The following is a 24,533-nucleotide window of genomic DNA, read 5'->3' as shown; positions in this document are numbered from 1 at the left end:
TTTAATTACAGGGTGCTGGCTTCTAACTGATTCAAGAGCTCTTTAAATGCATGGGATATTCTTTCTATATGTTCAGGTTCCAAAGTCGGGTACAAGTGGAGGTTAATGGTTCTTTTTGATAGTGAATTTGCCATTGGGCATCTGGTTTCTGTATAGTTAACCGACTCTATACTGCGGTATTCACTCGAGTTAAACGGAAACTCGTGCTGGCCAAAGCCCTGAAGATTTCTATATACATTTTCTTTGAATGTTTCAGGCCATAGCACTTTTGTGACAGGAATCCCTAGTCCAACTAAGCTTTTATATAGTTGATGCGTTTGCTGCTCTGTAATCGAAGTCACTAAGGTGATGGGGTATAACCAATAGGCGTTTTCCCTTTCAGAAGAGTTAAAAGGTAAACTTTCAATCAAGCTGCAATCTTTCAAAATCTCGTCATAGATAAAGGCATTTCTTTTACGGTTTGCTAGATTCCAATCATCAAATCGATTGAGCTCATTAATGCCCACAATTGACTGCATTTCGGTCATTCGATAGTTATAACCAATTCTTTCATGGATATAGGGTTGCTTTTCTTCCATGTCTAGCAAGGCTAACTTTTGTTTGACATCAAAGCCATGATCACGGAATGATCGACAATGCCAAGCCAGATCCTCGTCATCAGTGACAATCATTCCACCTTCACCGCCTGTGGTGAAATGTTTACTTTGACAAAAACTAAATGCAGCAGCATCACCTAATGTACCGACTTTGTTACCTTTATATTTGCCACCGATACACTGAGCGGCATCTTCAATGACTTTTAATTGATACCTATCAGCGATCTCATTAATCGGGTCCATGTCGCAAACTACGCCATACAAATGAACGACGACGATCGCTTTAGTTCTCTCCGTTACTAGAGCTTCGATGCGATCTGGGTTGATAGTATGATCACTGGTGACATCACAAAACCTAGGTATTGCGCCAGCCTGTAATACAGCGTAAGACGTGGCTATAAAGCTATAAGAGGGAACGATCACTTCATCTCCAGGGCCAATATCCATACTACCAATTATGGTATGTAAGGCCGATGTGCCATTGGTGGTACTGATTGCAAAGTTGGTACTGCACCACTTGGCAAAGTTCGTTTCAAACTCTCTTCCTTTCGTGCCAGTCCAGTAATTAACTTTACCGCTTTTGAGGGTGAGTGCTATTTCATCCGCACTTTTTTGATCAAATTGTGGCCATTGAGGGTAACTAGGTTTCATAAAACGTCCTTGTTTAAATAATATACCCAAGCATGTTGAGATTATTTGGGCATAGTAGCTATGTTTGCGTAGTAATTATTTCAGCCTAGTAACCATTTCGTCGTAGTAGTTATTTTATCGTAGTAACTATTTCGGCGTAGTAATTATGTCAGCGTAGTAATTATTTCGGCATAGCAGCTATCTTGGTATAGCAACTATCTTGGCATAGTCATGATCTCGGACTCTAAATGCGTTAGGCCCTGTCCGATTTCTAGTTGCTCTAAGTTTTTAATGATGTGTGTTCTGTATTCTTTATCTAAAATTAACTGGGTAATCTTATGCTCGATGATGTCATCATTTATGAGTAACCCATTACCACAATATGGAAAATCAACCTTTCGATAAAATGTATGTAGGCACTCTCGTGCATTCGCAGAGATAATGACGGAGGGCAGAAGCATGAAGGCTGCTTCAAATACGGTTCTGCAATTGGCTAAAACCGCTATGTCGGCATGCGGCATTAAGGTTGCTAAGTCTATGTTGAGCTTGATATCTACCTTTAAGCGGTTTTCTTTGGTAAATGCCTCAACTTCATTCAGGCCTCTATATCTGCTACCCAGTGCCAAGGTATAATGAAACGTCTTTAAGTAATCGGAATTGGCGATGACTCTTAAAACTTTCATGGTGATATTATTGGGGTCTTCACCACCAAAATTAACCAACACTTTTTTAACGAATTCGGAATCTCTTTGGATAAACGGCTTATTTCGGTGAAATGCATCCCTTATATCCATATACTTTTCACCGTAAAGGGCATTGTGTTGACCACAGTCACTATAAACGCAGTTGATGACCTTGTCGGCTAAAAAACTCCCTTCTCCAATATCTTCAATATTTATGACTTTCGGGGAGATTTTTTTAAGCTCACGAATATAAAAAGCTTCATTATCTAAGCAGTCATTGATCACCGTGTCTGGCTGGATGCTTTTTATTAAGCTCAATGCCTCATCTTTATTATGTTTAAAATGGAGGGTAGCATTTAAACTTACCATTTCTTTTATAATTGCCTTCCCTTTATGACATAAAAAAATAGCATGAATATTTGAATGCTTTTTCAGCTTTTCTATTATCGATATTGAGCGGTAGACATGCCCCATGCCTTTACCTTCACGGGCTTCAATAACAAACAGTAAAGTACTCATTCAATATCACCAGCTATCTATACCAACTAATTTTTTACCCAGATCAGATAAAGGATAAGGTGAGTGTGGCTCTGGATCTAATTGACCGTTCCAACCTCTGAGCCACTCCGGTGGCCTTGACTGTTGATAGCACTCGATTCTTTGCTGTTTCGTTTGGTACAGTAATGCTGGGACATGTTCTTTGCAGTCCGCTTTATACATCGTGATAAATTGGACAAATCTTGGCTGAGTATGATGAGTACAGACGTTGCCGTGTGGCAATCGGCTATCAAAGATAATTAAGCTCCCTTTTGGTGCTGAGATACGCTCAATTTCACTGTCTTCAAAAGGATATACATCCTCTAAAAATAAGCCATTAACTTCACTTCTATCGAAAAAAGAGTTGTCATCAATTTGCTTGTTTACGATTTTTTTATAGATCTTAGGTATGCAGCCGAACGCGCCTTGTTCTTTTTCTGTATCGACGAGATAAATGAGCCCCTGGTAGCATGGCGCTTTTAATGTCCTGACATCGTAATCCCAATGCATTTTATTTTCGTCGTTACCATATTGTGGTAGATCATAACGACAAGGCACTTTAACTGCGGCACGATCCATGGTGACCCAGAGGTTGCTTTCTTCAAGTAAAGTGGCAAAGGCACGGTATATTTCTGGATGCTGGCGTACGGCCCAAAAAGCGGGGTGGTGGTGCATAGGAACAGAGCCACTGCTGTTGAGTGGTGTCTCCTTATACCAAGTTGCTCTATCATGAACATCCATTTGCATGAATTCACAAATAGCGTCTATAGAATCATCACATAAGCTTTCAGGTAATAACGATTCAATAACCGTGTAACCATTTTCTTTTAGCTCTTTTTTCTTTGCTAGCCAGTAGTTTTCCATATAGATAAATCTCACTTTTCTTATATGCAGGGCATTCTAGTGATATCGTTGTAGAAAACATGTCGCCAGCTATGAAAGACAGACGCACTTAAAGAAAAATGTCGGTTATTTCATGAACCTTCCAATTTATTTCGAAGTCATCCCTAAAAATTTTTTAAATTCAATGACTCTTATCTTTATTTAGAGCAATAAATTAATAAAAGATGAAGAATAATAGTAGTTATTTATTTTCTGAACAGTTTTAGCCCACATTATTAATATACCCAAGTACCTAGAGTAACTTGGGTATATTGCGAGCTAAGTTGGTATGAAAAGGGCAGTGCAAAGGGGTTACTTGCCATTCAGATAGTCTAAGACCACTTGATGATGGTCTTTAGTTTTAAATTTATTGAAAACGTGTTCAATGACGCCTTCTTCATTGATGAGAAAGCTGATTCGATGCAGGCCATCGTATACTTTGCCCATGAACTTTTTCTCGCCCCAAACACCAAATTGTTCTGCAACAGCATGGTCTTCATCAGAAAGTAGCGTAAAGTTTAGTTGGTCACGCTCAATAAATTTACCAAGACGCTTCACGGGATCAATACTCACCCCTAGGACCACGACATTATGTGCATCCAAATCAGACTTGATATCGCGAAGGCCTTGCGCTTGAGTCGTACAACCTGGGGTCATGGCTTTTGGGTAAAAGTAAAACAGAACTTTTTTACCTTGTAAGTCTGCTAGTGAGACGGTATTACCATCTTGGTCGAGCAAAGAGAAGGCGGGTGCTGGCGTACCTGCAGTCAGCGTATTCATACTTGTTTCCTTTTCTTATAAGGTGTTTTTAATAAAATTCAAAGAACCTTGTACATTTAGGGTGTGACAAAGCTGATTAAAGTCTTCCTGTAATTGCATTAAGTTACATTCAGCATTGACCGAGGCGGTAATGGCAATATGGAACTGATCTGCATCCAGTTGAACTTTGTTTTTATTGATGGTTTGTGCGCTGAGAGAATCGATACCAATTTGCTTATCTGCGAAAAACTGTGTGAATTTTTCAGTCAAGCCAATCTTGTCTTCTGATTCGATGAAGACTTCAAGGGTATAGCTGTTGTCGAGCACTTCATGCGCTGAAGTTCTCTTCATCATGGTGATCAGGCTATGCTCTTGACCTAGAAGAGGTAGTTGTGCTTCGACTCGGGCGATATGCATCGCATTCCCGGTTAATAGCATAATGAGGGTAAACTCATTACCAAATAAGGCAATGCGGCTATCGACAATATTACAGCCAGCTTGTGTGACCAGTTTGATAACGTGATTACAGATGCCTGGACGATCCGTTCCAACCGCTGTAAGTACCAGATGTTGCTTCATAAATGAGCTTCTTGTCCTTTACTACAATAACAAAGATGTTAGCACAGATATGTCTAATAAATGTGGTGAGGTTGGCTATTTTAAATTAAATCTAAATGTTTTGTTTATTAATTAGACAAATCAATACCCGACTTATATTACTCTCATTCATGGGCATGAGATCACTTTGGGAAGCGAAGAGAAATAATCACTCAAATAAACTTTGCAAACAGCGTTATACTCTTGTGTTCCTCAAGTGCATTACAGTACCATGCAGAGAGATTAAATTAAGGGAGAGAAACATGTTTTCAGGAAGTATCGTAGCACTGATTACACCATTTAAAGCGGATGGTGAAGTAGACTTTGATGGCCTGCAGAAACTAGTAGAACACCATGTAGCGGCTGGCACTGATGGCATTGTTGCCGTTGGAACAACCGGTGAGTCTGCGACTCTAACGATTGAAGAGCATGTAAAAGTTGTCCATAAAACTGTGGAATTTGCCACTGGTCGTATCCCAGTGATTGCGGGTACCGGTGCGAATGCAACTCATGAAGCGGTAACCTTCAGCAAATTATTAGCAGACTCGGGTATTTCTGGCTTTCTTAGTGTCACGCCATACTATAATAAACCGACTCAAGAAGGGTTGTTCCAACATTACAAAGCGATCTCTGAGGCAAGTGAGATTCCCCTAATTTTATACAACGTTCCTGGGCGTACGGCGGTAGACTTATTGCCGGAGACTGTCGCTCGATTGTCTAAGCTTGATAACATCGTGGCACTAAAGGACGCAACCGGTGATTTGAAGAGAGTTGCACTTCATCGTGAACTTTGTGGCGAAGATTTTATCTTACTAAGTGGCGATGATGCGACTGGCCTAGAGTTTGTTAAACTTGGCGGTCATGGCGTTATCTCTGTAACCAATAATATCGCGGCTAAAGACATGGCTGATATATTCCATTTGGCAAGCGAAGGTAAGTTTGAGCAAGCAGAAGCAATTAACCAACGTTTGATGACGTTGCATAAAATGCTCTTTATTGAATCAAGCCCTATCCCAGTGAAATGGGCAGCGAATAAGCTTGGGTTAATAGAAGATGGTGGTTTGCGTCTTCCTTTGGTCGAACTTTCGGATAAGTCGCAGCCAGCAGTGGAACAGGCGTTAACAGACGCAGGTATTTACTAGGATTGAGTTCATACTGAGGGCCAACGCGTTCTCAGTGTTTTAGGAGTTTAAATGAAGCTTTCAAGCCAGTTAGTGTTAAGTTCACTAGCTGTATTCGTATTGACTGCCTGTTCAGGTGGTGCAAATCAGCGTCGTCAAGCTAAAGATGACTTTGAATATTTGAACACACCCGCTCTAAAAGAGTGGAAGCTTGCGACAGGTGCTCAGCCACATTTCTATCCTAATTACCGTATTCCGCAAGGGAGCTTTACGGGAGGTACGGGTCAAGATGTTGATATTCGCCCACCTCAGCAAGTTTTAGAATTGATTCCGGGTGCGCGACTTGACCACAATAACGATGGTGAAGTGACACTTTGGCTGCTCAGTCAAGATGATCTTGATAAGGTTTGGTTGACAGCAAAAGAAATGGCAAGAGAGAAAAACATCTCTTTAACGAGTCAAGCGGACAATCGCCTAGAAACGGGCTGGATATCTTGGGACTCGCCGGACGAAGATGCTGAAATTGGTAGTCGATATGCACTGACTCGTATTGATCAACTTGGCCGCTATGGTTTCAAGGTTAACCTGATTGATTGGCGAGAAGGTAAGCAAATTAAACCAGTAACGCAGGTCAACCGTGAACGTTATAATGCATATATGACCAATTTGATCACTGCACGTTATGATCAAACTGCTCGCCAAGCCGCACAGCAAAAAGCGCAAAACTTGGTTAAGCAGATCCCGATTACAATGGGTAAAGATCGCAGTGGTTTGCCTGTGATCATTGCACGAGCTCCATACAATGTTGCATGGGATCGCATGCCAACGGTACTACCAAAAATGGGCTTCAGAGTTGAAGAGCGTCGTCAATCTCAGGGCATCATTACCGCTAAATACGCTTCTCCTGATGATGCGTTTTGGAATGATATTGGTGTTAAACCGATTGACCTAAAATCGGGCAAGTATACTTTCCAACTTGGGGACTTAGGTAACCGCACATCAATCAATGTTACGGATGCCTCTGGTAAACCTGTCGAAGAAGCATTCTTGAAGTCGTTAGTGCCTGTTTTGGCCGCAACGGTAAAACAATAGTACTTTGAGTTTTTAAGGCTAAAAAATATAAAAGGGATCGTATGATCCCTTTTTACTGCGCTTTTTATCTTCGAGAGTAGGTTTACTCTACGTACTTTCAGGCAAGCTCAGTTGGCATTCATTAAGCTTTGCTAGCATTTCCTGCCCTGTTTTAGGGTCACTCATTGCTATGAAAGCAGCATAACCTTTCAGTTGTTCCAAGCTTTCCCCATCTTGCAGTGGTTTGCCTTGTTGTAAATTATGAATCGCGGCACGCAGATGGCGTTTTGTTTTACGAGGTACTCGCGGTAAACCTTTCCCATTGACGACCAGGCCAGTCACCTGTTGGCTTCGGTGTGGATAAGTAATTCGTGTTTTTTCCGTATGAAGGACAAACCCCTCTGATTCGATGATATTTTTGATTGCGGCTTTTAATGCACCAATACTCATTGGCTTTTTACAGTCATTGAGTTGGCTAAAGGTGAGGTCATCCGCGTAACGCGTGTAGCGATACCCTAAGGATTCAGCTAACCCTTGTAAGCGACGATCAAGTCTTAAGCAGACCACATTAGAGATTGCTGGACTGGTTGGTGCTCCTTGGGGTAAACAACGTTCTCCCAAGGCGATGAAATACTTCTTACCATCTCGTTCAATGATTTTTCTTGGTGCTTCTGTGCACAACAATGCCAACAAAGTGGCGATTTGTTCCTGGTAACCGGCTTTTCTAAACAGGCCTTTAACGCGTTTGAAAGAAATAGTTGGGAAAAAGTCCTTCAAATCCATTTTCACAACGATTTTAGCATCAGTATGACGCAACGCATTTGAAAAAATGGAACGCCCCTGCATAAATCCATGGCTTGCATCATGCACCAGAAGTGAGCTTAAAATCTCGTCCAGAATTTGTCGCTGGACTTGTTTTAGTTCATGGTTTGGTGCCCAAATTGAGCGCATTCCACCACTGCGTTTCTCAATCGTAAAATGGCGATATTTAATCGATTCAGCACACTCTCTATGATACGTCAGGCCTCGTAATTGTGGCATGCTTACCCCAAGCCAAGCCGCGAGAGCCTGCGGGTTTTTAAAATCTGGGATCGCGTTTTCTTGCATGCGAACATGTCGATCATCGCAGTCAAATTTGTCACAAACATCTTGATCATTCCAATAAATATCGTCGCCTAAATGGACAATATTATAGGCTTTATAACCCTGCCAAGCTTCTTGTTGGAGTTTATGTTTTTCACTGGCTTCTTTTTTTAACGCTTGTTTATAAGCGCTAAGCTCTTTTTTAGAAAGGTCTGCGACATTTTTTCTTGTGACGGTAAAACCTTGCTTTTGCATTTGTTGTTTTACGTAAGCCTCTGGGCTCCCTGCTTTTTCGATCTCGAGGGCGAGTTGTTTGATTGATTTTGTCATTATGCTTATCCTGCATTCACCAAGAAGCCACGGTCTTTAAAGTGGTTTATTTTCTCAAAATAGGCATTTCTTGCCTGTGCAACTTCATTAAATTGAATACGTTGTGGGCGAAGTTTGCCTCCTGCGATGCCTTGACTGATGGTGAGTCGTTTTTGGTCTAGGCTAATTTGTACCATCAGTATTTGTTCGCCTTTACGGCGTGTGAGGGCTTGAGTTTCATGGGTAATGGCTTTACGGAGCTTGGGATTTTGCTTTCGCTCAATCGCCAATTTTTCTTGTTTGATCCTAGTTGCAATTAAGTGGGCACAAGGGCCGGACTTGAGTTGATGTTGTCTGAAATGACTGCAACTGCATTGCGCTTTTTTTACATAGCCATCCACATCAATAAGCAACACTGTTCTTTCGTTAAAATTCTGCTTATCGAGATGAATGTGAGCAATAATCTCTAATCCTTGCTCTGGAATTGGCTGTTCTTTTTCTATACGAACGGTGTCAGGCTTGGCTAAGAAATCATGAGCAAGACAGTGCTGGTGGTCGCGATAGGCCACACGTTCAGGCTGGATAGAATCCATAAGAATAGGCCGTAACCGGTAGCAATTGAGATTGAGGTCATAAATGATTTTTCCGAGTTGGCAGCCCATTTGTAATGCCGCGAGTAGCGCTGGTTTTTTTAGTTGTGTGGCTTTATGCAGTGCCTCGAAAGACATCACCCAATGGGTTTGTAGTTGATCAAGAACTTGGGATAAATCGTCAGTATTGGTTTGTGTATTAAGATTCGGTAACAACAAATCAAAACAGGCGCTTTGTGCCCAATCTTTCGCTGTAAATCCGGTTAACCCCAGAGTAAAACTAAAACCTTTCCCACGCATGATCCAAAAGCTAGGCATCGCACTGCCGAGTACTTGAACTTCAATCGAATCGATGAAAGGCAAAATACGTTTAAGAAGCATCAGGCGTCGGCGACCCCATAGGCGTAACACCATGCCTTCTTTGCCTTGAAATTGTGCCCCTTTGCTCTCAATCACGGTTTCCCAAGGCTCTAACACCAGACGAGTCGGTTGGTTAGGAGCGAGTTCTACTCGCAGTCCGCGTCTCTGGCGCTTTTTATCTGCATTTAAACGTAAATGGCGGAGTAAGTTGTATAAGTCCATTGGCTCGATGAAAAAGCGCTCTTTAGGTAAGGTTGCAGCAGCTTGCACTTGTAGCAACCCTCTGAGCCATGAATCGGGCAATTGAATCTTTTTTTCTAGCTGTGAAGCCAGTACTTCACCACCTTCAGTGATTTGTGTTTCAATCTGCCCCGCATCGATACGCAGTTCAGTGCTGCGGTGACTGCGGGCCATTTGCAAAGTCTGAACTAACGCTTCGCTAAAATTAATATTGGTCGTACCATACTGGATTTCAGATTTATTACTGTGAGTATGGAAAGCATGCATATCTAAACTCAGGCAGGCATAACTCGCTTCATCTTTGCTAAATACCTCAAACATGACTTGATCAGGGTGGACACTGACGATCGGGTCAAGTACACAAAAAGCATCAGGGTCGTTACGTAACAACCAATCGAAATACGCTTGCTGAGCTTGCCATGCGTTGGCGTTTGCATGCTCTTTTTTATGTTGCTGATAAGCTTGATACGCTGCTCTATCTTTAGGCTTATAACGGTGGTCACTGGCCACAACATCATAAAGGCTAAGTAATAAAGCCCGGGCTTTTAAAGGATCAGCAAGCTGCCCTTGAAAGTGCACTTGATGACGAAGGTTATCGGTGATGAGCTGGATGGCTGCCTCATCTTTGTCCATGTGCAAACGACTTTCTTGACGATAAGCCGCTTTGATCTGTTGACGGGTATTCGCTTCTTGTTGAGCGTTTGGATCGATCATGCTTGCGCCTTTTGAATCTTAACTAAACGGCGGCGAACTTTTTGTAAGCTACGCCATGCCAATTGACGATATTCGTTATCGAGACGGTCATCTTGACCTAATTGAGTAAAGTAGGTCTCAAGATCTGGAGAGGTGGAACCTTCTAATCCAATCAGCGCACCAAGACGCAATAATTCAGACGCTTGTGCATCTTGGATTTGTGTTATCAGTTCGGTTTCTTTGCCTTGGGCCAGCAAATGTTCAATAGCTGTCTGTTGAGTTTGACTTGAGTAAAGGGCTTGCTTAGCCGTTGCGTCATCCATGTTGGTTGCTGTGGTTCGCGCAGGTGGAGCAATATTGAGTAATGCTTTATTTAAAGACAAAATGACGGAGTCGATGTGAGCAAACGCAGCTTTCGCCTCCATGAGTGCGATATTATCCAGCTGCATTATGCTGAGCGCGTTTGCCAGTGCTGAAACTTGTTGACACCAGACGTCAAATTTCATGCTACCTACCGTACTCTTACTGCTGCTTAATCCGAAATGCTCTTTGCCTTCTTCAACGCGTTGATGCCAGTAGTGCATTAATGGTTTGCTGTATTTGGCTGTAAGTTGATTGTTCGACTTGGTAAATTGGCTGAGTAAGATTTCCAAAACGACAGTCAGTGTACGAGTCGAGATAGCTGGCTTGTGACACAAGGCGCTGATGAACTCGAGATCGATGTCCGTTCGCTCCGGCAAACTAAACAGGCAAGCTTGGTAAATCCCTCGGTGCATGTCATCCAATCGTTCAAACAAAACGTCAACTGGAGCATGTTTAATGCAGTGATCGACTTCTGCCTGACCGAATAAGTTTGCATGATGCTCAATGTTGACTCCACTAGCAAACAAGGCGGCGTAGACGGTATCCGCCGAAGATGGATGCAGGGCAAGTGCCGTGTCTAAAGTATTGCGTGAACAAGCGGTGTCGAAATAAAGCCTAACATTATTGAGGCCCCATTTACCCAAGTCATCACAAGCAAGCATGGCAAGGACCAGATCTTGTGCGAGTTCAGCGGGAGCATATCTTAGTAAATATATTGCCCGCTCTTGTACGTCACAATCATCATCACAAATTGCCTGTATAATGCTCTGCCAAGCTCGTGTATTCCCTAACCAACGACATCCCATCAGCGCATGATAGCGCACGAGCCAATCTTGATGTTGGCAAGCATTCAGCAGTTTACGCTCAATTTGTTTGTGCTGCTTGCTGTCACCATATTCTTGTGTGGCAGCAAATTGCCCGATGGCCTCACAGGCATGGGCGTGAAGTGCGTGCTCAGGATCGTTCACCAAGCTGAGTAAACGATCAAAGCTGGCTGCTTGATGACAATATCCCAGTGCAATGACTGCTCGCCCACGCATCTCAATATCTGAAAGGAGATCGATACTACTGAGTAGAATGGCTTGCCCTTGAGATCGGCCATGTTTTGCCAAGGTTTCAGCAGCAAAGAAACGAATGTCATGGTTAGCATGAGATAGCAAGTGCTCGAGCCCGTCGGCTGTCATACTACGGTAACGAATGCGCCACTCAATGTAGGGCATGACTCTCTTGACTAAATTATCATTTGCAGAGTGAGTGCACTGTAATAAGTTTGATTCCACATCATCACTGAAACATTGGCTTGCCATCTTAACCAGCGCAGGTAATTCGTAATAGTGGTGGTGAGCTTCAGGCTGCTCAACTAATATCGACAACAAAGAAATGATGATTTTCTCGTGACGTGGCACTGGATTGGTATCGAAGGGAAGTTGTCCATCTTCTGTGAGTGCTTGACGACAGTTGGACAACTCGATCAAAGCATCGATCAAGGGTTCACGAAGCGCCTTATCCTTAGAGGTGCGAAGGTAATGGTAGATTTCACTAAGACTTTCATCACGAACATCTTTGAGCTTGATTATCCAATCTTCAAGTTGATGCAAACTGTCGTGGTTGTAATGGTATTGAATGATGTGCGCATACAAAGACGTCGACAGTGGCTGAGTTTGAGATAGCTTGACCAGTAACTCAAAACACTGGCGCTTTAGCGATGCATCATCAGCGGATAAAAAGCGTTGTAGTATGGTTTCACTGGCCGTTTTATCACCTAACTCAAGCAAGACTTTCGCGACCTTAATAACCAGCTTAGTATCCGTTTGTTTGAGTAATGGATAAAGCGATGTAGGTGATTGATGTTTCAATAAATCAATCGCACTGTATTTTATGTTTTCATTAGGTGCATTTAGTGCTTGCTCAAGAAAAACTAGCTGTGTTTTCGTTTCACTTTGCAGACGCTGATTGACTACTTCAAAGGCATTGTAGGCAGCGTGACTCTTGATGGTCAGTGCGATTTCTTTCAAAGCGGCATCGGCGTGTTGAGCAATTAAGGCTTCTACTGCAAGTTGATGCCAGACTTGTGATGGCTCTGAGAGCAGTGCCATTAACCAAGCTGGAGAAGGCTGTTGCGTTTGCTCATAAAGCGCCTGATAAATTGGCATTAACTGTGCCGCAGCGTGATAAGAATCGATGCTTAATCGAAGTTGCTCAAAAGCGGGCAAGTACATAAGCCAAAGGGCTTCTTGCTGAGCTGTTGAGGCTTCCTGCCAAAGAGCATGGAGCTTTTTGCAGGCTTCGATTTGGTATTTATCTTTCTGATTAGCCAAACGTAAATAGGTTTGGAAACGACAAAAATATAAGGCAGCAACGTCGGACGTTGGCATATATCCCAACGGTGTCGTTTGAGTCGTTATGCTGAGCAAAGGACCTAATTTCTCTGCCACCATTCGATTGAAAGAAGCGGATTCATCAACATTGATAGGATGAGAAAGTAGCCTTTCAATCAATGCTAGCCCTTGCTGCATTAAGCCAATGTTGCTCCCGCTTAATGATTGCCACAGTTGTGCCCAAGTGTCTTCATGAATTGCATTTTCAACATGACCACCATCGCTTTGTTCATACAGAGTCTTTATGATGCTTGCTCCTGTCATATCGGGCTTTAAGATTTCCAGCGCGGGAAATGCGAAGCTATCATGAACTTTGTGCGCCATTTGCTGTAAATGAGCCAAGGCAGTTTTGGGGTGTTTTTCGGCATGCATGCAGAGTAATATCATGGCGAGCAATGCTTCCGGCTTAGTCGTTTCTGCGGTGGCGAGCAGGCGTTGAGTGTTTCCATGGTAAGCCGCTAAGACTAAAGTATTTGCTGTCGTCAGAGAGGTATTGAAGGTTTTTGCTAGGCTTTGTGTATCTCCTAAATACCCAAGTAGCAGATCAATTTCTGCTTGCAGATTTGCTTTCCATGAACCACCAAATGCAACAATTAATTGAGATTTATCTTGTGCGCTCAGTGTAGAGAGGTTCTCCAGATAAATATTAAGCAATCCATTAGTAAGCTGCTGATCTTGCGATTGTTGGGTTTGCTGATTTATCTCTTGCCAGATCTGAATAAGAGATATGAGCTCATCAACAGACAATTTATGATGACGTAACCCAAGGACTGACTTTACGCGATTTTCTTTCCAATCTCGGATTTGATTTGGCTTAGTTGGATGTGGTTCCAGAACGGTATCCAGTAAAATTCGAGTCGCCAGTGGCTCATCAGTACAATAAGTCGCGGCAGATAAACGAATATCCACATACTCACAGTTGAGAAGAGGGGCCAGAATGGCTTGAGTCTCTGTATGTGCTTGACTTGAAAGTAAGCCGATGAGTACTTGCATCGCTTTTTGTCTGAGTACAGTATGCTTTTCAACGGCAACAAGTGATGAAATGGCCAATTGGACACTGGGTTTGTGACGATGTTGGTGTAGCGACTCTAGAGCATTCGTTCGCAGCTCGGCGTGTATACTTTGTAAACAAGGTATAAGCAGGCTGATATTTTTGCCATTTTTGTATTGGCGTAAACTGCTAAAACACAACAATGCATTGTTTAGGACGGGGTCATCACAGCCGCTTATCAGAGTTTGACTTGCCCAAGATTGATGGATCGATGCATTGGATTCTTGATACGCACGAAGACGAACTCTTTGATTATCACACGTGGCGAGATATTGAACTTTGTCCTCTACTTTTAAGTGATCTTTTAAGCTAAGAAACCACTGAACGGCCTGTGTATTTACTTCTGCATGTTGGCTGTTCAAATATAGGGAGAACTGTTGCCATGCTTGACTGGACTGATCTTTTAGTTGTTCAGCATCAATGTGTTGTCGCCAATAGTCAAAGGCCCATTGTTGAACATCTTCATGTCCAGATTGCATAGCAAAATTCACTGGAACAAGAGAGGGTGATGGGTTGCGCTCACATAACAGTGTCCAAGCAATATGCCGAATTTCAAATTGTTTCGGTTCAGAAAGCTTCTCCACCAAAATATCAGAAACATCATCATACTTGAAACCATGAAGTGCTTTGAGTAAAGCGATCAGTTCTGCGCCTGACTGGCTTTGAATCGTTTGTTTAATCAGTGAATATACATGTTCATCTTTTAACAGTGCCCAATCGCACATGCCCCAAACGGCCACATGAGTATGTTGAGCATGGCAAGCGCGCACTAAAGGGTGCAATGCATTGGCTTTAGGCTTTGTTTTGCTCTTTTTAGGTCGCCAGCCTTCAGGGTACCAAGGTTTGAATTCCTTCAACTTCTCAACCCATGTCGCATTATGCTGCAAGACAAAACTCAGCAAACTCGGCTCTTGCGTAAGCATTAACAGATAACCGAGCAAATTAACTTCTCGTTCCTTATGGTTGAGTGCTTGTCCAAGAAGCTGCATATCAAGTAGTTGATGCTTAAATAAAAGCAGCAGTGTGTGTTCTACGACATCGGCTCGATAATGCTGCATACCGACGGTTGTCGCTTCGTTACGATCATATGCAAACCAAGTATCTAGGGTCCAAGTTCGTAAGTCGTGCTCTGCTGACTGTAAAAAATGCTTTAGATGATCATGCAGTTGTGTTGTTGCAAAAAGTTGTTGTGTCGTTAGCGAAATTAATTCACGCAAACTTTGTTGAATGATGTCCGGGTATTGGCTTTTAAGGCAGGCTTCATAGCTATCACTTAATGTTAAAAAATGCTTGGGTAGGGCATCAAATGCCTGAGCTCGGATAGAAGCGAGGGAATGATCGAGTAGAGATAATAGATGTTTCTTCGCTTTGGTATGCGTTGCATCCGCTATCACAGAGACTGCTGCTTGAACGGTTGCTGAATCACTTTTATTCTCATCGGCAAAATCGGCCAAGATCTTTAAGGATGTCCGATCTTGCCAAGCTCGCAAACAATCAATCGCAGTACGCTGATGCTCAACGGTCTCTTGCAGTTTTTCCAAACAGAAGTGATAACCATCATAAAACACATGACTGATGAAGGAAGCTTTATGATCATCTTTCAGTGGCAGAAAGTGAATAGTATTGTTTTCACTCACTGAAACTAACATTGGTTTGCCATTTCGTGCTGCTAATGAAAGTGCGACGGGTTTGAGCTGTTTGTGACTGAAACTGGCAGGCTTTAGTTTATTTTCTTTTGGCCAACTGAGAACGTTGCCATCATTGGAAGCAGAATAGAACCGCTGACCCAAAGAAATCGCGGTGATCGGCCCTTTATGCTGGGTTTGGTTGCGCTTCTGGGCGACCAATTTTCCTCGTGCATAGGTTTCAAATAGGCACTGGTCATCACCTACTGAATAAATACTTAGAGTATCGCTATCAATATTAAGTTCCGTGACTGCTGCCGAATGAATCTTGGCTTGATCAGAAAACTTCCAAGCATTATCAATCCATTGGTAAACTGCAATGCTGCCATCGTTCAACCCAACGGCGAGCCAAGTCTGAGTAGCATCGAGCGCGACTGATGTGATTTGTTTACTGCAATCAATTTGTTGTTGGTGCTGGGAAGTAAAGTATTGAATGATAAGGCAATGTCTTTGTGAATAAATCACACCAGAAATTTTTTGCTTACTTTCGATTAATGCTGCGCACGTAATTGGGAGCGGAGTATCAATGCAGGTATGTCCCTTTGCATCAAGAAAAACGTATTTTTTTAAACCCGCTGCGTCGTTTGGGTCATCACTGATACAGCCCTGAATTAACCAATCATCGCTTTGTTTTGCCATGTGCAATGTTGATGCACTCAGCAAATATTCTGCATTTAGATGTAGGACAAAATCAGTGGTATCTAATTGGTAAAGGTAAGTTTTACCTGTGTCTTCAATACATGTAGTAAAAAAGACCTGTTCCTCTTTGGCTGCTAGGCTTTTGATTTGACCACCAAAAGCTAAATTGTACTTAATCATTATTTTTCGTTTTCCTTCGCCATCAACTGATCTTCAATGCGAGTGATTGCCACCAGACAAGCGGCATATTCACTCTTGCCATGCGTTGCTATAAATTCTTCAAGCAGGGTGAGCAGTGCGTGGGCAAAATCAAATTTATGGTCTTTAATTTGTTCAATTGCGACATCGCGCAAGCTTTCTAATAGTTTTCTTTTTGCTTGCCGTGACGGCAAAGGTTTGATCTTGAGTTCTGCTAGATTTCCATTCGACATTTTGGGATGACGACCAGATGGAATGGTAAATAGCACTTGGCGGAACCACTCAATCACCGCCGTATTTGACGAAGGCTGATAAGAGGAGTCGTTGATCATGCAGTGAATGATTGCGGTTCTTACTTGATGATCTTCACTTTCAATCAAACTGACTAACGACTGGGTTTGCTGAAGGTGCGGATGCTTTTTGAGTAAGTAAATACCGATATTTCTTAATGCTTTAGAACGATGGTCACACAGGTACAGAACATCCTCAACACGGATGGACTCTGGATTAAGGTAAATTCCTTTCGTTTCGGGCGTAAGCTCGCAGGTAAAAGCCTGAGTGAAGATACGTGCGATATGGGGATCTCGGTGATCACAAAAGTCCAAAAAGTCAGGAATGGATTCCGTCCAAGCATGTAAGTGACAATGGGATAATGCTGAGCCTAATAAGCGTAAATCTGCCTCTTTGTGTTGCACGAGTGGCCTGATGCGTTCAAAAGTAAAAAATGATTCTGGTAAACCACCGCCTGTGGTTGCCTTGAAGTCTTTCGATTGTAATCGTAAGACAGGGTGATGATGCTGCACGTAAGAGGATAATACTCGACGCAAGTGCTCACTTTGGCTGTTGCAGAGCATATCCCAAAGGTGGAGGCAACCTGCTTCCACTTTTTTGTCATCGGCAGTCTCTACGCTCGCTTTACCTGAAAGCATAAGTAAAAAGGCAGCCTCAGAAATAATTTGAACACTGGCTCCATTCGCCGATAATTGTTCAGCTTTGAGTTGTTTACTGCCTTTTTTTCCTTCGCCATAAAGCGGGGAGCCCTTATCGCCAATCACCAAAAAGCTGAGTGTTTTAGTGACGCTTTTTGCAACACACCCCTGAGCTTTTTGGACTTTGTCGTGAGCTTCTGAGCGGGTCATCGTGGCGAGCTGGCCAGTAAATAAAAAGGTTTTGTGTGCAAGGTCAGCACTAATATCTTCTTCTTGTCCAGCTTGATTAGATGACTCTTTTGCAGGTAAAAACTCTTCAGGTTTGAAAGATTGGAGTAAGTATTCTGCCGCTTTTTCACTGATGGAATTATCGACCTGCTTAGGGCGCTCACATAAGCCTAAAATCCAATCCAAACTGAGCTCACTGGGGGTAAAGTAGCGAACATCTGTCAGCATCTTGAAGACACGCGATGTTAAAGAATAGCGAGAAGAGGATGACTCGATATGAGGGTATTTTGTGTTTACGTGTTGCCACCAATCCGTATTTTCCCAAGAAGAGCCGTCGACTAAGCTTTTCAAGAAGGGTAATGACCAAAAGGTAACGTGGAGATGGTTTTCTTCAATAAGACGCTGCAAAAAGTGAAAGTTATGGTCAAATTCAAGCAATAAGGCTTGCAACTCGATACTCTGATTTAAATCAGAAAGGTTGATTTTATGAAGACGTCCAAAGATAAATGAAACCAGATCATAAACGTCTTTCTTTTCAATTAAAAGGTCAACATAAGTGAGAGCGCCAAAATTAAATTTGTGTTTCTCAATCCACTTTTTAGCAAAGTTATAGCTGGGGCCATGCCCTTGCTTAAGTCGTTCAAGGAGCCAATCCGAGCTAAAGTGAGACTGAGGGTATTTTTCAATCAGGACGTCAGATGCCAGTTTATAGCCATGTCTTGTTTCTAATATTCTGCCCCATTGTTCAAAGCTTACTTCTTGTTTAGGGTCTCGACTTTGCAGCAAACTTAAGGCGAATTGATGTACTCGTGATTCAGAGTGATTGAGTAAAGGGAGCAAGGCTTCAGTTGCGAGATCTTTAGCGTAAACCGTCGCGTATTTGACCGAAAAATGATTGGCCTGTTGATCAGTTGAATGCAATAAGTTTAAACAGGTTTGGTGCAAATTCAGTGCAATCAGATTACTCGCTTCGAAGCGTGGGTCTTTTTCAAGAATCCAGGCAATCAAATGATCGATAGCGGCAGATTGATTGGGTTGGAGTGCTTTTACTTGTTCAATAGACAAATCACGGATTAAAAATTCACAATGCTTGGTGATAAATGATAATGCCGCTTGTCTGATGCGCTCATGCCGAGTGTTTTGAATAATATCGAACAATGCATTGAGATTCCGTTGCCATGCAAAGTGACGGTAAACAAAAGGCTCTTTGTGCTGTGAAGTGTGTTTGGTGCCGTAGATAACACGGTTCGTGAGGTGTGTTTGGTTAATGCGGTTCGTTGCTGGGAAATACCACAAAACCCATTTGACGGCATCGGCGTAAGTCAGATCAGAGCATTTTTTTAGTGTTCGCCAACCACGACGCAATAAATAAGTGATCGTATTTGGGCTGATTTCTGTTGTGTCACTCGGCGTGGAACGTTCATGATCAAGACGGCTGAGAATGAGCCCATAAATTTGCCAATCATCCTCAGATTCGGCTTGTTTGAAAATAGATTTAATTCCGCGCCAAGCGCCATATCTCAGAGGTATTTCAGCTAAGATATCGCAGAGCACAGTACGATCACCGGGCTCTTTACTGTGCCAAAGCTCGAGTAAAAATTGATATAGCTTTAATGACTCTGGGCATTGTGTGCCTTGCTGCTCAGATTCGATGAGCTCGAAAAGCTCTTGTCGTCGTTGTTCTTTTTCTTTTGGATTGTCGTTTTGGCAACTGTCTCTATACGCGATAAAAGTGGCGATAGTAGAGAGGGCTTCTTGATCAGGATTTTGGTGTTCAATTCGTTGAAAGCATGAGGTGCTGACAAGGGCAGGGATATTTGAGCTCTTTCTTGCTTTCGCTTGTTGTATCTGAGTTAAGCTGATTGGATTGATCATTTTTATTGTCCATTTTTTACACAATCCATATGAAGCGATTGAGCAATGGCACTCTTCCACCTTGTGTGGGAAGTTGAGTTGTCACAAGGTCAGAGAAGTGTGGCAAAGATGCGCGACTTCAGGATGACGGGTATAAAAAAACGGTCAGACATGCATCTGACCGTCCTCTTTCTTGCGTTAAATTTACAAGAAAACCTAAAGCGAAATTTATTCTACTACTAGACTTGGGACTTAGAAGATTCACCGCATCACACTCCCTATAGGGGTTAAGTTGCGAGATCGCAACCGCGTTCACGCGGTTGTTCCAGGCATCTCGTAACTTAACCCCTATAGGGAGTACACGTGATGCTGAAATAATCTTCTTGGTGTTATATGTCAGAGAATATACAGGAGTGGCGCAACGCCAATCACATCATTTTACGAACAGTAAAATGATATAAGCTAGACTTCATTCCCTTTAAGTTTTCTATATATTATAAAGGCTTATGTAGTATTGCAAGTGTTTTTAATTTCTATGTGTTTGAATTAAAAGAATAATTAAATATAAGAGCGATTTAATTATTACTACTAAATTTACTTTCACTGCTGATGGCCAAAATAAATTTAACACTTCCACTGAAATAATAGATTTAATGACCATCGCAATAGTTGAAATTTAATTTAAAAATGTGTTCAAAAAGAACTGATATATACCCAAGTGACCTCGATGAACACAGCACCTTGAGGTTACTGGGGTAGAGCACAGATCTTTGAACACTCCTGAATATGTCTCAATCTTTTGATTGCTGTTCGGTGTCTTCTTGACGCTGTTTATCGAGAGCGTTGAGTTTGTCCAACTTATCCTCACGACTTTTGTCCATATGATCAAACTTCATCTTAGCGGTATATTTTAGTGCCGCAATATTACCGATAACCACACTTAAGACAACGATGATGATGACCCAAGGATTAGTAAGTAGTTCTATCATAGTGCCTCCGGTGGGGTAATGTTAGTAATGAATTTACTGTAAATCTCATCTAAATGTTTTACGATAATGTCAAATCCACCGATAGGTTCCAACTGATTTTGCTGGTGGAGTTGCTGGGTCAAAAGTGCGGGGGTTAGAGATCTTAGGCACTGTTGTCCCACACTTTTATGGCTTATGTGCCAAGGTTCTTTGGCGACCCCCCCCTTGTCGGCTTTATAGGGCAGAAAGAAGCCAAATTGATTCAAATGAGCAGTGAGCCATTGATAGAAATCATGTTGATGGCCTTCAAGATACTCCCAAGGTTCCAGTTTTAGAGCTGTGCCTTGAGGTAACGTATTACGTGCATAGACATCAAAATCACACCCCCAATGATGGCGACTTGCACCCGGCAAGGCAGACCAACGTAGGATGGCCATGAGTTTCTCTTTATCACTCAAAGATGCTTTATCAAGAGGTTGTGCGTTGCCATCGAGAATTGGACGGTCACCAGAGAACTTACCATTCCAAATTCCTCTTTGTCGCTCAAAATTACGAAAGCCACTGGCAACTTCCATTTTAAACCCAGCTTTGTTAGCCGCTTCGATCATATTGAGTAAGTCGTGGCTAACAGCAGGATGCAACATAAAGGTTTTCTGATCGATTAAATAAGACTGCAAATGGGTATTGGTGATGCCGGTCAGTTGCTCTGGAGTCATGATAATCTCATTTCTATTAGGGCTTTGGGCTAGCCTTGATGGTGCAGATTTGTCTTCCATCGTCGCAATTTTACGTGGTTAGGTGGCCCATCGTTTGCGGCTCATTATTCGAGCCGCAAACTTTTACGATAATGGTTACGATTAACCGATCTTACTGAGCAAACAAGTACTGTAGAGTTTTTTCGTACATGTGAGTCAGCTTTTCAAGATCATCCATTTTTACACATTCGTTTACTTTATGAATGGTAGCATTAACAGGGCCGAGCTCGACCACTTGACCACCCATTCTGGCGATAAAGCGGCCATCGGATGTGCCTCCTGTAGTGAGTAACGCCGGTTGGGTGTGGTTGACTTCACTGACGGCGGACACAACTGCGTCAAGTAATGCACCTGTGTCGGTTAAAAACGGGTCGCCATTAAAGGTCCACTTGAGCTCATAATCTAACTGATGTTTATCTAGGATTTCAGTGATTCGGTTAACGATGATGTCATTATTCAGCTCTGTGCTGAAACGCAAATTAAATTGTACCTTAAACTCACCAGGAATAACGTTGGACGCCCCTGTACCTGCCGCAACATTTGGGATCTGGAAGCTGGTTGGTGGGAAGTACTCATTGCCTTTATCCCACTCCGTTGTCGTGAGTTCATGGATGGCCAATAAAGATTGGTGCACTGGGTTGTTGGCAAGGTGTGGGTAGGCGACATGACCTTGAGTCCCTTTAATTGTGAGATCGCCAGTGATTGAGCCTCTTCGGCCATTTTTGACGACATCGCCCACTTTATCTGTGCTAGAAGGCTCACCGACAATACACATGTCGATATTTTCCCCACGGGCCATTAAGGCTTCCACAACACGCACTGTACCATTAATAAATGGACCTTCTTCATCAGAAGTAATTAAAAAGCCAATTGAGCCCGTATGATTTGGGTTGGCCTCGATAAAGCGTTCTACCGCAACCAGCATGGCTGCTAGTGACCCCTTCATGTCTGCTGCTCCGCGCCCATAAAGGTAACCGTCTTTTACTGTTGGTTCAAAAGGGGGAGTTTCCCATTGCTCAATTGGGCCCGCTGGAACCACGTCTGTATGGCCTGCAAAAGCAAACAAAGGAGATTGTGTTCCACGTCGAGCCCAGAAATTGGTTGTGTCTTCAAATACCATCACTTCGATCTCAAACCCGAGAGCTTTGAGGCGCTCGATCATCACAGTTTGACACCCTGCATCTTCAGGTGTGACCGATTGTCTGCTGATTAAATCTTTGGCTAAGTTGATTACAGGACTGTCTATCATCCTTGAGTTTTCCTTTGATTAACTGTTAAAAATCGCGGCGTATTGTTCCGCTTTAAAACCGATGTGAAATTGAGCATCGACCTTTAGAATTGGGCGTTTAATCATTGCCGGGTGTTCGACTAACAGTGCCACGATATTGTCTTTATTTAGGCCGTCTTTCTGTTCTTGGGTTAATTGGCGGTAAGTGGTACCGCGTTTATTGAGCACTTGTTCCCAGCCAAGTGCTTGGCAAAACTCTGTCACCATAACGCTATCGATACCTTGTTTACGATAGTCATGAAATTCAAAAGATATGTTTTCTGCTTCTAACCACTTTTTGGCTTTTTTAATGGTGTCGCAGTTTGGGATACCGAACATGGTGATCATTGTCATCTTCCTATTAATTCCTTGCTTATGAACATTACGGTTCATTACACGACTTCTGTAGAAGAAAACATCCTACCAAGAAGCGGATACACTGACAAAATGATACAACAAATATTTCACAGCAAAGTACATAAACCTTGAGCTTTCATTAAAAGCCTTGTTGTTTTTTTGTTGGTATATTAGCAATAGTGTTAATAATTGGTGTGAGAAAGACCAGTTATTGATCGAACGCAAAATCTGCAGGCGCAAAAAGGAAATAATAAGTCATCACAACATGAGGAGAGATCAATGGAATTGAGTCCTGTTTTTGCTAGGCGCTTATATTTAGCCTTGCTGGTTGAAAATCTAGAGAGACCGAATGTGCCAAAATTGATTGAAACGACCGGCTGGCCGCGTCGAACAATTCAAGATGTTTTGAAAGCACTACCAGGGATTGGAATCGAACTGACTTTTATTCAAGATGGTCGACGCCATAATGACGGTTACTATCAATTATCTAATTGGGGTCCTTTTGATAGTCAATGGGTACTTGAAAGACAAGGGGCGATAGCAAACAGCCTTGTATCAAGAGCCTGAGCCAGCAATCGCTGGCTATTTTTTCTAAAACAGCTATTTGTTGATCCAAAAATAAGCCAAAAAGCCAATCCAGCTTAAGACGAGTAGGCCCCATGGAAGTAAAGTGGCGTTTGCTGAAGGACGTTGGTTTATTTCGATGGTTTCGGTTAAGGTCTGTTCTGCTTGCTGTTTTTGCTTATCTTTTTGTTGTTTTTTCTTCGCTTTATCTGCTTGGCGGTTACGCTCTTTCTGTTGCTTTTTGTATTGAGCAATCCCTTTTTCGATACCCTGCGCGATCAGTTTGGTTTGCTCTTTTGTTTGGCCAGGTTTTTGTGTCGACTTTGCAATGGCCATAGCCTCTGTTTGTGTTTCTGGGGAAGGGACAGCTGAAGTAGTGTTTTTCTTTTTCATATGATGCGCGACCTCGTGAGCAGCCTACTTTTGTTGTGACACCGTTTATTCATAGTCTCTGAATTCGGCGTATTTGGGTATACCCAAGTCACCTCAAGATGATGTGTTCAGCGACATTGCTCAGAATCAGGCATCTTGAGAATACTTGGTGACAGTGTACCTTTCTATGTTGAGGAAATGAATATAACATTCTTACTGATTTAAAACTCTGGTACGATTGCGCTTAATATAGATGTAAATATAGAAGGCAATATTGTGCGTTACGCGTTGGATGATTATGACGCCCATGGTTTTTTAAAAGCGCCAAAACTATTGTGGCTGGGCTGGATGTTTTTGGCTCGTTCTTGGGGTGTATTTGTCATGGCTGGTGTCAGCCGAGATAATGGAAGCAAAGTCCTGTCGATGGTGTATCCTGATTCAGGTACACTCTACCTTGGGTTAGCTATGGGTATACCCAGCGTATTATTAATGTGGTTAATGGGGTTAAGGCATTCAGACCGACAGTGGGTCAGTAAAATTACTCAGCATGGTCGTGCAATGACTTTGATCTTATGCGCGATTCAATTGGTGCAGACGGTGTATCATATCTATCTTGAGCATGGCGTTTTTAGTTGGCCTAATGCGCTTTCAATGATTTTGCTGAGTTGGTTTATGATCTATCTTCTGAGTGGAAAGTGGGTTAGAGACTGTTTTCGTGTACCACAGCTTGAATCCTAAAAACACTCATACCTAAGTAATCTCGTCCTTGTAAGC

18 protein-coding genes are annotated in these 24,533 nt (G+C 42.5%); 4 read left to right on the top strand and 14 right to left on the bottom strand.

Annotation, left to right across the window (positions count from 1 at the left end):
- Positions 1–5: 5 nt before the first annotated feature.
- The 5 genes from BS333_RS10195 to BS333_RS10175 all read right to left on the bottom strand — a co-directional run bounded on the left by BS333_RS10195 (position 6) and on the right by BS333_RS10175 (position 4,666).
- Positions 6–1,247: a DegT/DnrJ/EryC1/StrS family aminotransferase gene (locus BS333_RS10195; RefSeq protein ID WP_021709564.1), complete on the bottom strand. Its 1,242-nt coding sequence runs from the start codon at positions 1,245–1,247 to the stop codon at positions 6–8.
- 194 nt (positions 1,248–1,441) lie between these two features.
- Positions 1,442–2,428, bottom strand: coding sequence for a hypothetical protein (locus tag BS333_RS10190; protein ID WP_021709563.1), 987 nt, complete (start codon positions 2,426–2,428; stop codon positions 1,442–1,444).
- 6 nt (positions 2,429–2,434) lie between these two features.
- Positions 2,435–3,310 (bottom strand): phytanoyl-CoA dioxygenase family protein, encoded by an 876-nt coding sequence (locus tag BS333_RS10185; RefSeq protein WP_021709562.1) that lies wholly within the window; start codon positions 3,308–3,310, stop codon positions 2,435–2,437.
- Positions 3,311–3,640: 330 nt separating this feature from the next.
- The gene (gene bcp, locus BS333_RS10180) at positions 3,641–4,108 is read right to left on the bottom strand and encodes a thioredoxin-dependent thiol peroxidase (RefSeq protein WP_021709561.1); all 468 of its coding nucleotides are present in this window, start codon (positions 4,106–4,108) and stop codon (positions 3,641–3,643) included.
- 15 nt (positions 4,109–4,123) lie between these two features.
- Complete coding sequence (locus BS333_RS10175) at positions 4,124–4,666, bottom strand: glycine cleavage system transcriptional repressor (protein WP_021709560.1); 543 nt, start codon at positions 4,664–4,666, stop codon at positions 4,124–4,126.
- A 281-nt stretch (positions 4,667–4,947) separates the two neighbouring features.
- Between BS333_RS10175 and dapA the strand changes: the two genes are divergently transcribed.
- The gene (gene dapA / locus BS333_RS10170) at positions 4,948–5,826 is read left to right on the top strand and encodes a 4-hydroxy-tetrahydrodipicolinate synthase (RefSeq protein ID WP_021709559.1); all 879 of its coding nucleotides are present in this window, start codon (positions 4,948–4,950) and stop codon (positions 5,824–5,826) included.
- A gap of 51 nt (positions 5,827–5,877) precedes the next feature.
- Positions 5,878–6,897 (top strand): outer membrane protein assembly factor BamC, encoded by a 1,020-nt coding sequence (gene bamC / locus BS333_RS10165; RefSeq protein ID WP_021709558.1) that lies wholly within the window; start codon positions 5,878–5,880, stop codon positions 6,895–6,897.
- 87 nt (positions 6,898–6,984) lie between these two features.
- On the opposite strand, the gene BS333_RS10160 is transcribed toward bamC, so the two are convergent.
- The 8 genes from BS333_RS10160 to BS333_RS10125 form a co-directional block, all read right to left on the bottom strand.
- The gene (locus tag BS333_RS10160; RefSeq protein ID WP_021709557.1) at positions 6,985–8,289 is read right to left on the bottom strand and encodes a retron St85 family RNA-directed DNA polymerase; all 1,305 of its coding nucleotides are present in this window, start codon (positions 8,287–8,289) and stop codon (positions 6,985–6,987) included.
- A gap of 5 nt (positions 8,290–8,294) precedes the next feature.
- Positions 8,295–10,172 (bottom strand): hypothetical protein, encoded by a 1,878-nt coding sequence (locus tag BS333_RS10155; RefSeq protein WP_021709556.1) that lies wholly within the window; start codon positions 10,170–10,172, stop codon positions 8,295–8,297.
- The gene (locus BS333_RS10150; protein WP_021709555.1) at positions 10,169–16,447 is read right to left on the bottom strand and encodes a HEAT repeat domain-containing protein; all 6,279 of its coding nucleotides are present in this window, start codon (positions 16,445–16,447) and stop codon (positions 10,169–10,171) included. Before BS333_RS10150 ends, BS333_RS10155 begins: the two co-directional genes overlap by 4 nt.
- A complete protein-coding gene (locus BS333_RS10145; protein ID WP_021709554.1) occupies positions 16,447–19,497 on the bottom strand; it encodes a BRCT domain-containing protein in 3,051 nt (1,016 codons plus the stop codon). Before BS333_RS10145 ends, BS333_RS10150 begins: the two co-directional genes overlap by 1 nt.
- Positions 19,498–20,267: 770 nt before the next feature.
- Positions 20,268–20,465: a DUF2897 family protein gene (locus tag BS333_RS10140; RefSeq protein WP_021709553.1), complete on the bottom strand. Its 198-nt coding sequence runs from the start codon at positions 20,463–20,465 to the stop codon at positions 20,268–20,270.
- On the bottom strand, positions 20,462–21,160 hold the full coding sequence (locus BS333_RS10135; protein ID WP_021709552.1) for a M15 family metallopeptidase: 699 nt from the start codon (positions 21,158–21,160) through the stop codon (positions 20,462–20,464). Before BS333_RS10135 ends, BS333_RS10140 begins: the two co-directional genes overlap by 4 nt.
- Before the next feature lie 151 nt (positions 21,161–21,311).
- The gene (gene dapE, locus BS333_RS10130; RefSeq protein WP_021709551.1) at positions 21,312–22,448 is read right to left on the bottom strand and encodes a succinyl-diaminopimelate desuccinylase; all 1,137 of its coding nucleotides are present in this window, start codon (positions 22,446–22,448) and stop codon (positions 21,312–21,314) included.
- Between the two features lie 18 nt (positions 22,449–22,466).
- The gene (locus BS333_RS10125) at positions 22,467–22,814 is read right to left on the bottom strand and encodes an ArsC family reductase (protein WP_021709550.1); all 348 of its coding nucleotides are present in this window, start codon (positions 22,812–22,814) and stop codon (positions 22,467–22,469) included.
- A 288-nt stretch (positions 22,815–23,102) separates the two neighbouring features.
- Here BS333_RS10125 and BS333_RS10120 point away from each other — a divergent pair, with 288 nt between their 5' ends.
- Positions 23,103–23,390 (top strand): winged helix-turn-helix domain-containing protein, encoded by a 288-nt coding sequence (locus BS333_RS10120; protein WP_021709549.1) that lies wholly within the window; start codon positions 23,103–23,105, stop codon positions 23,388–23,390.
- A gap of 33 nt (positions 23,391–23,423) precedes the next feature.
- Here the strand turns inward: BS333_RS10120 and BS333_RS10115 are convergent, their stop codons facing one another.
- Positions 23,424–23,780, bottom strand: a complete 357-nt coding sequence (locus BS333_RS10115) for a DUF2956 domain-containing protein (protein WP_021709548.1) — start codon at positions 23,778–23,780, stop codon at positions 23,424–23,426.
- Between the two features lie 255 nt (positions 23,781–24,035).
- Between BS333_RS10115 and BS333_RS10110 the strand changes: the two genes are divergently transcribed.
- On the top strand, positions 24,036–24,497 hold the full coding sequence (locus tag BS333_RS10110) for a DUF2919 domain-containing protein (protein WP_021709547.1): 462 nt from the start codon (positions 24,036–24,038) through the stop codon (positions 24,495–24,497).
- Positions 24,498–24,533 lie beyond the last annotated feature (36 nt).

Origin of the sequence: Vibrio azureus (assembly GCF_002849855.1) — a bacterium.
Classification (GTDB): domain Bacteria; phylum Pseudomonadota; class Gammaproteobacteria; order Enterobacterales; family Vibrionaceae; genus Vibrio; species Vibrio azureus.
Note: the sequence above shows the minus strand (reverse complement) of the source record. Positions and strands in the feature narration are given on the sequence as shown.